The sequence below is a fragment of the Planomicrobium sp. CPCC 101110 genome, assembly GCF_007859395.1.
Classification (GTDB): Bacteria; Bacillota; Bacilli; order Bacillales_A; family Planococcaceae; genus Planococcus.
In genome coordinates, this window is sequence record NZ_VOHD01000006.1 from 674599 (window position 1) to 686428 (window position 11830).

At 45.1% G+C, this 11830-nt stretch carries 11 protein-coding genes; all 11 read right to left on the reverse strand.

What is annotated here, in order from left to right; all coding sequences use genetic code 11:
• Positions 1-3: 3 nt before the first annotated feature.
• The gene (nrdR, locus tag FQV30_RS11260; RefSeq protein WP_146500242.1) at positions 4-480 is read right to left on the reverse strand and encodes a transcriptional regulator NrdR; all 477 of its coding nucleotides are present in this window, start codon (positions 478-480) and stop codon (positions 4-6) included.
• A gap of 256 nt (positions 481-736) precedes the next feature.
• Positions 737-1120, reverse strand: coding sequence for an adenosylmethionine decarboxylase (gene speD, locus FQV30_RS11265; RefSeq protein ID WP_146494425.1), 384 nt, complete (start codon positions 1118-1120; stop codon positions 737-739).
• 318 nt (positions 1121-1438) lie between these two features.
• Positions 1439-2455 carry a glyceraldehyde-3-phosphate dehydrogenase gene (locus FQV30_RS11270; RefSeq protein ID WP_146500243.1) on the reverse strand — a complete coding sequence of 339 codons (1017 nt, stop codon included), beginning with the start codon at positions 2453-2455 and terminating at the stop codon, positions 1439-1441.
• Between the two features lie 100 nt (positions 2456-2555).
• On the reverse strand, positions 2556-3161 hold the full coding sequence (gene coaE / locus FQV30_RS11275) for a dephospho-CoA kinase (protein WP_146500244.1): 606 nt from the start codon (positions 3159-3161) through the stop codon (positions 2556-2558).
• Positions 3162-3170: 9 nt separating this feature from the next.
• Positions 3171-4043, reverse strand: coding sequence for a bifunctional DNA-formamidopyrimidine glycosylase/DNA-(apurinic or apyrimidinic site) lyase (gene mutM / locus FQV30_RS11280; RefSeq protein ID WP_146500245.1), 873 nt, complete (start codon positions 4041-4043; stop codon positions 3171-3173).
• A 15-nt stretch (positions 4044-4058) separates the two neighbouring features.
• Positions 4059-6677, reverse strand: a complete 2619-nt coding sequence (polA, locus tag FQV30_RS11285; protein WP_146500246.1) for a DNA polymerase I — start codon at positions 6675-6677, stop codon at positions 4059-4061.
• A 216-nt stretch (positions 6678-6893) separates the two neighbouring features.
• Positions 6894-8108 carry a carboxylate--amine ligase gene (locus FQV30_RS11290; RefSeq protein WP_146500247.1) on the reverse strand — a complete coding sequence of 405 codons (1215 nt, stop codon included), beginning with the start codon at positions 8106-8108 and terminating at the stop codon, positions 6894-6896.
• A gap of 14 nt (positions 8109-8122) precedes the next feature.
• Positions 8123-9520, reverse strand: coding sequence for a two-component system histidine kinase PnpS (gene pnpS, locus FQV30_RS11295; RefSeq protein WP_146500248.1), 1398 nt, complete (start codon positions 9518-9520; stop codon positions 8123-8125).
• Complete coding sequence (locus tag FQV30_RS11300) at positions 9517-10221, reverse strand: response regulator transcription factor (protein ID WP_146500249.1); 705 nt, start codon at positions 10219-10221, stop codon at positions 9517-9519. Before FQV30_RS11300 ends, pnpS begins: the two co-directional genes overlap by 4 nt.
• Positions 10222-10271: 50 nt before the next feature.
• On the reverse strand, positions 10272-10748 hold the full coding sequence (locus FQV30_RS11305) for a MaoC/PaaZ C-terminal domain-containing protein (RefSeq protein ID WP_146500250.1): 477 nt from the start codon (positions 10746-10748) through the stop codon (positions 10272-10274).
• Between the two features lie 132 nt (positions 10749-10880).
• Positions 10881-11819 carry a malate dehydrogenase gene (gene mdh, locus FQV30_RS11310; RefSeq protein WP_146500251.1) on the reverse strand — a complete coding sequence of 313 codons (939 nt, stop codon included), beginning with the start codon at positions 11817-11819 and terminating at the stop codon, positions 10881-10883.
• Positions 11820-11830 lie beyond the last annotated feature (11 nt).

An 11830-nucleotide genomic window follows, 5' to 3' on the forward strand; every position in this document is an offset into this window, starting at 1 on the left:
GCCTTACTCGGATTTCTTTTCTTCCGGACTTCTTTTCAATAAATCCTTCAATTCGTCAATAAACACACTGATGTCTTTAAATTGGCGGTATACAGAGGCAAAACGGACATATGCGACTTCATCAATCGCCGCAAGGCCTTCCATCACCATTTCTCCGACTTCTTCAGACTTCACCTCGGCATTGCCGATTCGGCGAAGGTCTTTTTCAATCGTAAACACGAGTTCTTCCAGCACTTCAAGAGAAACCGGACGTTTCTCGCACGCTCGTATGAGCCCCCGCAGCACTTTTTCGCGGCTGAACTCTTCACGGGAACCGTCTTTCTTGACTACGATCAATGGCATTTCTTCCACTTTTTCAAAAGTGGTATAACGATAACCGCAAGATTCACACTCTCTGCGCCTTCTGATCGATTTGTTTTCATCTACTGGCCGCGAGTCCACGACACGCGTTCCATTATGTTGACAAGACGGACACTTCATATTGACATCTCCCTAAACAGACTCTCTATTCTCTCTAGTATACCAAATATTTATAACGATATAAATTGAACTTGATAATTGTTGTTAACAATCGGTAAGGAATTAGTCCGCATCCTTCAGGCCTTTCGGCTTTTCTCCTTTTTATGGTAGAGAAAATAGGATCCAATTTCATTATTAGACGCAAAACCCTTAAAATATTGCAATAGAAAAAGCAGAGGATTTTATCCTCTGCTTTAATGTTTTTCATGTTAACGGATTATGCTGTTACTGAAACTTTGGTCTTACCAGCACCGACTGGACCCATTCCACGCGGAAGTTCAGTGACTTCGCTGTTTTTAGAGTCAAGCGCTTTAGCGATGTAATCCGCTGCAATTGTCGGATCAAGATCGCCGCAAGTATAAACATCTACACTCGCATAGCCGTGCTCCGGAAAGCTGTGGATCGTTAAATGCGATTCAGAAATGATCACTACGCCGCTTACGCCTTGTGGTGCAAATTTGTGAAAAGCTACTTCGCGGACTTCCGCTCCTGATTTAAGTGCTGCATCAACAAAAGTTTTTTCGATATAATCCATATCGTTTAATTTGTCAAAATCACACTGCCAAAGTTCTGCAATAACGTGACGCCCCATTGTTTCCATGGTTCGTTTCCCCCTTTGATATCATTTTGTTTTCGTGCTCAAAATATTCAAAGTTGACTACCACGGGGGAAAGTTAGTCCAAAGAGATCCTAACCCTTTAAGCAGTCATGTGAATAAAGATTCTTCTTGTTCCGTGAAAAGCTACTGAAAACTTAGAAGAGATGTAGTTGTTTTTTAACTACGATTGTTAGTATATGATGTATTGGTTTTAAATGCAACCAATTTATCTTCAATTACTTATTATTTTCTACAAAAAAATTAAAAACCCATTGAAAAAACGCCTCTCCATTAGTCTGAGAGGCGTTAACTCCAAGTTTTTCAAACGAGGGAAACAAGTGCATTTGCTACTTTCCTGGTCAAATCGATAACACGTGCTGAGTATCCCCATTCATTATCGTACCAAGCAAGAACTTTCACTTTCCGGTTATCAATAACCATTGTGGATAGGCCATCAATGATTGCGGATTTCGGATTTGTATTAAAGTCGACCGACACAAGCGGTTCCATCGTCAATGCGAGAATGCCCTCCATACCATCTTCAGAAGCCTTTATAAACGCCTCATTGACTTCTTCTGGAGTCACATCTCTTTCAAGATCCACTACAAGGTCCACTAACGATACATTCGGTGTCGGAACCCGCAGTGCCATCCCATGGAGTTTCCCTTCAAGTTCAGGAAGTACCAATGACAGCGCTTTCGCAGCACCCGTCGAAGTTGGGATGATGGATTGGCCGGCTGACCTTGCTCTTCGCAGATCTTTATGCGGATTATCCAAGTTTTTCTGGTCATTGGTATAGGAATGCACAGTGGTCATCAGACCATTGACAATACCGAACGAATCGCTAAGCACTTTTGCTACTGGCGCCAAGCAATTGGTGGTGCAGCTGGCATTTGAAATAATGTGATGTTTCTCAATATCCAATGTGTCGTCGTTGACCCCTACTACAATAGTGGCATCCGCATTTTTTCCTGGTGCAGACAGGATGACTTTTTTTGCTCCCGCTTCTAAATGGAGGGCGGCTAAATCGCGTGTATTAAATTTTCCGGTCGCTTCAATGACGATATCAATGCCCAATTCTCTCCATGGCAATTCCAGAGGGTCTCGTTCGCTGACAATTTGAACCCGCTTGCCATTAACGATCAAAGCATCTTCATCAAAAGAAACATCACCGGCGAATATTCCATGATTTGTGTCATACTTGATCAAGTGAGCTAAAGTTTCTGGCGGATATGTTGCATTGACCGCTCTAACTGTAATATCGTCCATTAAAATAGCTTGTCTGAAAACCATACGGCCAATACGCCCAAATCCATTAATCGCAATCGAAATAGTCATTTATCCGTCCCCCATCAAATAAGTTATACTTTAATATACTAATTGGTATATAGTATAACACATTATATGGATTAGTGAACATTAATAACTAAATATGGTGTTAATGTTTTTCGTATTCCAATCCCCAATCCCTTAATATATGAAGCAATTGCTGATTGGTTTCTTCCAGTGTTCCATTATTAAATACTACAGCATCCGCTCCTGCCTCTTTGACCGACATCGGCAGCTGGGATCCGATGCGCGCCTGCGCCTCCTGTTCGGTCAAGCCATTCCGATCCATCAGCCGTTTCAACTGGGTTTCCTCTGTCACGCTGACAACAAGAATCTTTTCCGCAAAATTCAGCAGTTTGCTTTCGAACAGCAGAGGAATATCCAGTACAACCGTTTGATGGCCTTGGGCTAAAAAATCATCCCGTTGCCGCAAAAGTTCTTTGCGGATGGCGGGATGAATGACTGCATTCAATTGCTGGCGGCTTGCCGGATCGTTGAAAATAATTTGGCCAAGTTTAGTGCGGTCAAGCTTTCCATCCGGCAAAATCACTCCGTTGCCGAAAATAGCTTCAATTTTTTTCAGCGTATCCGTTCCAGGTTCCACCACTTGGCGTGCCACTAGATCTGCGTCGACTACCGGATAGCCCAATTCAACCAACATTTTCGATACCGTGCTTTTTCCACTGGCAATACTGCCCGTTAATCCAATAATCATTTAACGCCCTCACTTTTGGCATGTTGGACAATATACCGACGCCCGGCCGCCGATTTTCAGCGTCTTCGTCGCATTGCCGCATTCAATGCACTGTTTTTTTCCGTACATTCCAAACCGGTTTTGCATGCTTCCTGATTCACCATTGATGTTCCGGTAATCGGAAATGGTGCTGCCCCCAGCTTCAATGCTCTCAAGCAAGATAGCCACAATGGTCTCGAACAAAGCGATTTTCCGCTGCCTGCTGATTCTTCCCGACGCTCGATTCGGATGCAGTTTCATTTTATATAGCGCTTCGGTAGCGTAGATATTGCCGCAGCCTGAAATGACTTGTCCGTCCATAATGACTTCTTTGATCGGCTTTGCCCGATACTTCGGACTTTCTGCCATCGAAAGGAAATGCTCGAGGGCTCCTTCTTCAAACGGTTCCGGCGCCATAAGCAGAAGAGGGGGAAAATCCCCCTCTTCCTTCAAGACGCGCATCTCTCCAAACCGCCGGATATCCGAATACGCCAACAGATTGCCGTCGCTTAAAGTGAACACCACATGGGCATGGCGGCGAAATTTTTCTTCGGCAATCGACATAAGGTGGTCTACATAAAACCAGGCTCCCGACATTCCTAAATGATTAACGAGCAAAAACTCATTTTCCAAGGTTTTTAACGTGAAGTAAATATACTTGCTTCGGCGTTCTACGCTTATAATTTGAGCACCGATCAGGCTTTCGATAAACCCGTCAGCTTCCATTCGTTTGATGATCGCTTCTTTGCCATTTTGTTTGGAAACGCGGATAATGTCCGACACATAAACATCCTGGATTTTCTTGCCGATGGCTGCCGGCCGTATTTGCCGGACAACACCTTCCACTTCCGGAAGTTCAGGCATTAATGACATCTCCTCTCACTTTGTATCATACCAGGTATCCCCGAATGCAAAATCGACTTTTAGCGGCACATCCAGCTCCATTGCCGATTCCATCGCTTCAGGCACCAAGGTTTTCAATTTTTCAAGTTCGTTCGGCGGCGCTTCAAAAATCAATTCATCGTGCACTTGCAGCAGCATGCGCGTCTGCATGCCTTCCCGTTCCAGCGCTTCTGCCATATTGATCATCGCTTTTTTGATAACGTCTGCCGCACTTCCTTGGATCGGTGTGTTCATCGCAGTCCGTTCCGCAAAACTGCGCAAATTGAAGTTTGAACTGTTGATGTCAGGCAAATACCTTCTACGGTTCATCAAGGTTGTGACAAAACCATCTTTCCGTGCTTTTTCAACGATATCAGTCATATACCGCTTCACCCCTGGGAAACTGGCCAAATAACGGTCTATGAATTCCTGTGCGGCTTTGCGGGTAATCGCCAAACTTTGGGATAAACCGTAATCGCTGATACCATAAACGATACCGAAATTCACGGCTTTTGCGGCGCGGCGCATATCTCCCGTCACTTCTTCCAATGGTACATGGAACACATCGGCAGCTGTTGCCGTGTGGATGTCCTGGTCGTTCCGGAACGCTTCGATCAACCGCTCATCTCCCGACATATGCGCAAGCACACGCAGCTCGATCTGGGAATAGTCGGCAGCGACCATTACCCACTCCTGCTCAGAAGGGATGAACGCTTTACGGATTTTCCGTCCTTCCTCCAGGCGCACTGGGATATTTTGAAGGTTCGGGTTGGTCGAACTCAAACGCCCTGTCGTTGTCAAAGCCTGCTGGAACCTTGTGTGGACTTTGCCGTCTTCATGGATTTCCTTTAGCAGGCCTTCAATATACGTCGACAGCAGCTTTCCAAGCTGGCGGTAGATCAGAATTTGGCCGATGATTTCATGCTGCCCCTCCAGTTTCTCAAGCACATCTGCAGCAGTCGAATAACCGGTCTTTGTTTTTTTCAATACCGGCAAGCCCAGCTTTTCAAAAAGGACCACACCTAATTGTTTTGGTGAATTGATATTGAACTTTTCGCCGGCAATCCAGTAGATATTCTTTTCGATTTCGGCAAGCTTTTCCGATAACTCTTTGCCCATAGCCGTCAATTGGCCTTTGTCGACCTTAACGCCAAACGATTCCATAGTTCCTAAAATAACGGCGAGCGGCAATTCCAGTTTGTCGTAAAGATCGAATTGGTCGTTTTCCTGCAATTTCCGCACCACTTTCGGACGGACTGCCCAAATAGCGCGCGCTTTTCTCGCCAAGTGTTCATGCAAAGCCGAATCGGCAGGAACTGCTTTTTTGGCTCCCTTGCCATAAACCTGCTCGTTTGTAGCAACTTCCATATAGCCATATTCCTGAACGATACTCGCCAAATCCGTATAAGTTAATGAAGGATTGACTATATATGCACCAAGCATCAAGTCGAAATCGACTCCGTTCAATTCAATGCCGCAGCGATAAAAAGCCGCTGTCGCCGCTTTTGAATCCGCCATGAACTTCTTTTTTTCCGGATTGCTGAGCCATGCCTTGAACTCATCTGAATTCCGGACCACTTCCATCGGGACCACATAAGTGGAAGTTTCGGTGGCGAGCGATACGCCGAGCAAATCGCATGTATGGTATTGCTCATCATACAATTCCAAGTGAACTGCCATTTCATCTTCCAACACCGGCGGGTCGAACGAGTCTATCACCGTAAACTCCAGTTCTTCCTTTTCGGTCTCTTCCGATGTGTACTCCATTTTCTCCAGCAGCGATTTGAAAGCCAGCTCGTTCCAGATTTTGATGAGTTCTTCATGGTCTGGGCCTGAATAGGCTAACTCATCTATTGAAATCTCGATTGGTGCATGGCGCTCGATTGTTGCGAGCTTCTTGCTGATATGGGCAAGTTCTTCATTTTCGGCAAGCTTTTCTTTCATCTTGCCTTTTTGCTCTTCGATAGCCGCATAGACGCCTTCCACTGATCCATGGGCAGCCAACAGCTTTAACGCCGTTTTTTCGCCGACTCCAGGCACTCCGGGAATATTGTCCGAAGCGTCGCCCATCAAACCTTTCATATCGATAATCTGCTCCGGGCTCAATCCGTATTTTTCACGGATATGGTCGACGGTATATTTTTCAATATCGGTAATGCCTTTTCGTGTGATGTAAACGGTTGTCGACGGAGAAGCAAGCTGCGTCAAATCTTTGTCCCCTGAAATGACAATCACTTCATCCCCGGCTTTTTCCGCTTCAAGGCTCAATGTGCCGATAATATCATCCGCTTCGTAATTCGGCAGCTCATAGCTTTTGATCTGGTATGCTTCTATCAGCTTTCTCAAATAAGGAAATTGCTCGGATAGCTCCGGCGGAGTTTTTTGCCGGCCGCCTTTATATTCGCTGAATGTTTCGTGGCGGAAAGTGGTTTTTCCCGCATCAAATGCCACAATCATATGCGTCGGCTGTTCTTCCTCCAGAATTTTTTGAAGCATCATCGTAAAACCGTAGACGGCGTTTGTATGAACCCCGTTTTCATTAGTAAGCAATGGCAGCGCAAAAAAAGCGCGGTAAGCCAAACTGTTTCCGTCTAATAATAAAATTTTCTTCGCCACAAAATTACCCCTTTCACTAAAAAAGCCCTCATTCCCTCTATTTTACCATGCGGGCAAAAAGAAAAGAAATGAAGGGCTGTCCATATTTGAATTATCTCCTGTTTTAGGGCAAAAGAAAAAGCCCATGCCTGGGCTTTTTCTTTTCTTGCGGTTGAAGGGGGGTTCTATTACACCTTAACAACCCAATGTGAAGCTAGTATTAATAGAATGTAAACTTTACCACTGATTGTTTTTATATTTTTTATAGTAATTGACTTGGCGGGCAAACAAGTAGAATTTCCGCTTTAAATGCTTGTCTTTTTTGTAGAAGAGCGGATTTCCGTATTTGCCTTTTTTAATCAGGCGGTTGATGTCTTTCTGAACGGCTTTGTTGTCCACAAACTTGCGAAGGACAATTTTCGGCACTACAGTAAACAAATATTCTTCATTGAGATAGGTGACCGGTTTTTCAACATTGTAAATCAGGTCATCCACGAACATCGAAGCCATGTTATGGCCGAGGGCCGTTACGTAATAACTGGATCTTCCTTGGCGGATATTCACTTCAAATACTTTGAATTTGCCGTCGCGCTCGTCGTATTTCAAATCAAAATTGGCAAAGCCGGTATAGCCGACCGCTTCCAGGAAACGCTGCAATTTTTTCATCATCACTTCATCATATCGTGTGATCAGTGCTGTATAGTTGCCGATGGCCGTTACCGTATGTTCCTGAAGCACCACTTGGGCAAATGTCACGAGCTGGGTTTTGCCTTTGGAGCTTGCATAAATAACCGAATCCCACATATACGTATCGTCCCCAGGAATAAAATCCTGGATGATCAATTCGTCGCGGTAGCCGCTTGCAGTGATTGTCCGGATCACCTCTTGCAATTCCGCCTCGTTTTCCACTTTATAGACTTTCTGCTGTCCCGCAAATTTATTTTGATTGTATGCGATCCCGTTGCTCGGCTTGACGATGACCGGATACATCATATTCTCCTTGAAAGGAGCTTCTGTACTGCAGTCATAGAAAAAGGTTGTCGGTGTATCAATGCCATGCTCTTTGCACAACTTATAAAAGTTCGCTTTGACTTGCAGCTGATTCATCAGCTCTTCACTTATGTAATTGAAAGCAAAATGCGCCTTTAAAGTTTCGGCATTCTCAATGATCAAGCGAACATACAAATCGTTGGTTCCGATCAACAGGAGTGTTTTCCCGGAGGTTTTATATTTTTTCGCTATATCGATCAAAATGCCGGCAAATTGATCGGCGTCCGCCAATCCCGAACGGAGTTCAATTGTTTCTGTTATTGTGCTCATTGTCGTAAAGGACAACGGCTCTTTTCCCACCAAAATAGGCTTGATTCCGTAAGCTTCATGAAATGAAATTGCCATATTGTAGGCGTTCATATCCGTGCCTACAATGATTGGCAAAAAGGGTAAATTCTTCATTTTTTCCTCCTAAATTAACTTGCTAAGGGCAAATAGACTGTAAAAGTGGTGCCAACCCCTACCTCGCTGTCCACCTTCAATTTTCCATGATGCGCTTCCACTAGATGTTTTACAATCGATAAGCCGAGGCCTGTCCCGCCTGAATTGCGGCTTCTGGCCCGGTCCACTCGATAAAAGCGTTCAAACAATCGGCCGATTTCTGAAGCTTCGATCCCGATTCCTTGATCTATCACTTGAATCACGGCTTCTTCCTGTTCTTTATAAAGCCTTACTTCGACTGTCGTCTCAGAGGCAGAATAAGTGAGTGCGTTGGCCAGCAAGTTCATCATCACTTGAATCAGGCGATCAGGGTCTCCAAATACATTAACCGGTTCCACCTGCAGTTTCAAAAGAATCGACTTTTCTTCCATCCTTGGCTGAATCATGTCTGCAGCCCGTTCAATCACCGCTTGCATATCTGTAGGTTTCGCTTTCACTTGAAATCCGGCATGCTCGATCTTTGACAGCTCCAACAAGTCTTTGATCAACAATTCCAGCCGATTGCTCTCTTTTTGGATGATCTCCAAAAAAGACATCAAAGTCGGTGTATCTTGATAGGCACCGTCTAACAGCGTTTCAGAAAACCCTTTGATGGAAGTGACTGGCGTCCTCAATTCATGGGAAACGTTGGCCACAAAATCTTTCCTCACTTGCTCCAGCCGCTTTAAATCCGAAATATCATGGGCTACGATCACTACGCCCAGCCAGCGTTCATGTTCCCCCATAATAGGAGCGCCGTATACGTCCAAATGTTTCTGGTGAAGGCCGATAAAAAAGTCGATTTGATCCCGGTCCGGCGTTTCAGTCATGAAAACATTTTCTATAAACTGGGCAAGCACTGCCGGGATAGCCAACTCTTTATATAATTTCCCTTGAACATCTTCCATCGACATGTCCAGTTCTTTCAAAAAAGGTGTATTGACAAGCGAAACTCTTCCTTGCCGGTTGATCATCATAAGCGAGCTGCCCATGTTTTCGATCAGCGTTTTCAAACGTTCTTGCTCCATTTGCCGGACAGCAGTGATTTCCTGTAAATTTCTTGCCAATACATTGATTGTCGCACTCAGTTGAACCGCACCGACTGTGCCGGATTCCACGGCACGGGCACGATAATTGCCTTTCACGAGTTCCAAAGCCGTTTCCGTCACATTTTCAATCGGCTGCGCTTGAATTTTTATGATGCGATGGCTGATGACCGTCGATATGGCCATGGCTACAGCAAATATCAAAAACAGCAGCAGCCAAATGGTCGAAGGATTCTCTAGATTTGTATAAAGCGGGAACAATTGCGAGACAATGATTAACAAGCCGGCCAAAAGCAAGCCGATCCACCCAACAATCATGACCAGCAATCGATGCCGAAACGATTTCATATCGCTCTTGGCTCCTCAAATTTATAGCCTAAGCCCCTTATGGTCTTGATGAATGTCGGCTTCCGGCTATTTTCTTCGATTTTTTCACGCAAATGGCTGATGTGGACGTCGACAATCCGTGTATCCCCTGCAAAGTCGTACTTCCATACGGCACTTAGCAGTTGGTCACGCGTCAATACCCGATTTTTATTTTCCATCAGGTAGACAAGAAGTTCAAATTCCTTCGGTGTAAATTCGATCTGTTCTTCGCTCATAAACACTTCAAAGCGGTCCGGATAAACAGTCAGCTCGCCGAATGTCAAAGGCGCCATTGAGTCCTGCGGGTCCACCGGTTTGCTTTCCGTTCTTCGGAGCACCGCTTTTATGCGGGCTACAACTTCACGCGGACTGAATGGCTTGGTCATATAGTCGTCCGCACCAAGTTCCAATCCCAGCACTTTGTCAAATTCATCGTCTTTTGCTGTCAGCATGATAATCGGTGTACTGATTTTTTGCTGCCGCAATGATTTGCAAACTTCCACCCCGTCCATTGAAGGAAGCATCAGGTCAAGCACTATCAATGCAGGATCTTCGCTCAATGCCAAATCAAAGCCTTGTTTGCCGTCATTTGCGACCACCGTTTCATAACCCGCTTGTACGAGGTTATAGGAAAGCAAGGTTGCAATTGAGTGTTCATCTTCAATAATCAATATTTTCTTCATCGTGTAACATCCTCCGCATTCAGTTTAGAACCCCCATCCCAAACCATGCGCTAAAAATTATCCATCGCTTGAGTTGTCAGCTGATTCAAGATTTGAGGCGGGTTGGCAAGAATTGTCCCTTCAATCACCAAATCCCCTTTTTCATCTGTCGCTTCAACACGAACGGTGACTTCATTGTTTTTAAGGTCCACTTCGGCCACTTCCAACAAAAACTCTATTGTGGCGTAGTGGTATACGGGTTTGATGAACTTCAAGCGTTGCTCTTTGATATAAGTGCCAGGCCCTGGCAAATATTTGGAAATGGCAGAAGAAATGATGCCCGCCAACATAATGGTCGGCACTACCGGTTTTTCAAAAGCAGTTTGTGACGCAAAATCATGCTGGATGTATAGCGGGTTGCTGTCATTTGTCAGCCCCAGATAGAGCAGCAAGTCTTTATCTTCTATTTTCTCAGTCAACTGCAGTTTCTCGCCGGTATTGATGGCTTCGATTTTTCGGCCCAATTTGCGTTTTTTCCCAAGCAACAAATAAAATCCCTCCCCATTGTATGGATACCTTTATAGTAACAACTAATGCAAGAAAAGTGCAAGCACAGTTCGGAGCTTACGTTTTCTAAGTATTGGAATAAAAAGACGGGCAAGAAAATCTTGCCCGTTCGTCTATGCTAATGCTTCCATAACTGCTTTGACCGACTCAGCAGATTTTTCCAGTGCCGCCTTTTCTTCAGGGTTCAAATCAATTTCGATGATTTTTTCTACGCCGCCAGCTCCCAATATGGTCGGCACTCCTAGGTAGATCCCTGTCAATCCGTATTCGCCTTCCAGATATGCAATTGCAGGCAACACACGGCGATGGTCTTTGATAATCGCTTCCGTCATTTCAACAAGCGATGCCGCAGGTGCATAATAAGCGGAACCAGTGCCCAGCAAGTTGACAATCTCGGCGCCGCCTTTGCGTGTGCGTTCGACGATAGCCTCAAGGCGGTCTTTTGGCATCAGGGTTTCCAGCGGAATTCCGCCCGCATACGAATAACGGACTAAAGGAACCATGTCATCGCCGTGCCCGCCTAAAACGAAGCCGGTGATGTCTTTGACTGACAAATTCAATTCTTCTGCTACAAATGTCCGGAATCGCGAAGAATCCAAGACACCGGATTGGCCAATTACCCGTTCTTTCGGGAAACCTGACTCTTTATATACGGTGTAAGTCATTGCATCCACAGGATTCGTCAATACAATAATTGTTGTGTCAGGTGAGTTTTTGACGATTTCAGCCGTAACGGATTTCATGATTTTTTGGTTTGTCTGGACAAGGTCATCACGGCTCATGCCCGGTTTTCGCGCAATTCCCGCTGTAATGATCACCAAATCAGAGCCTTTTGTATCTTCATAATCCGCCGTACCAGTAATACGTGCGTCAAATCCTTGGACAGGGCCTGCTTCCGCCATATCAAGAGCTTTTCCTTTGGCCGGATTTTCCATTTGCGGAATGTCGACCAGGACGACATCTCCCAATTCTTTCTGGGCTAAAAGAAAAGCCGCTGTAGCCCCAGTGAAACCAGAACCGATTACAGAAATCTTTTTGCGTTTGAATGTCATAAAACCGCTCC

Excerpts from the sequence above, each read along its gene's own strand:
- nrdR (WP_146500242.1), bottom strand. The coding sequence starts at position 480 with ATGAAGTGTCCGTCTTGTCAACATAATGGAACGCGTGTCGTGGACTCG.
- speD (WP_146494425.1), bottom strand. The coding sequence starts at position 1,120 with ATGGAAACAATGGGGCGTCACGTTATTGCAGAACTTTGGCAGTGTGAT.
- FQV30_RS11270 (WP_146500243.1), bottom strand. The coding sequence starts at position 2,455 with ATGACTATTTCGATTGCGATTAATGGATTTGGGCGTATTGGCCGTATG.
- coaE (WP_146500244.1), bottom strand. The coding sequence starts at position 3,161 with ATGATTATTGGATTAACGGGCAGTATTGCCAGTGGAAAAAGCACGGTA.
- mutM (WP_146500245.1), bottom strand. The coding sequence starts at position 4,043 with ATGCCTGAACTTCCGGAAGTGGAAGGTGTTGTCCGGCAAATACGGCCG.
- FQV30_RS11290 (WP_146500247.1), bottom strand. The coding sequence starts at position 8,108 with ATGAAGAATTTACCCTTTTTGCCAATCATTGTAGGCACGGATATGAAC.
- pnpS (WP_146500248.1), bottom strand. The coding sequence starts at position 9,520 with ATGAAATCGTTTCGGCATCGATTGCTGGTCATGATTGTTGGGTGGATC.
- FQV30_RS11300 (WP_146500249.1), bottom strand. The coding sequence starts at position 10,221 with ATGAAGAAAATATTGATTATTGAAGATGAACACTCAATTGCAACCTTG.
- mdh (WP_146500251.1), bottom strand. The coding sequence starts at position 11,819 with ATGACATTCAAACGCAAAAAGATTTCTGTAATCGGTTCTGGTTTCACT.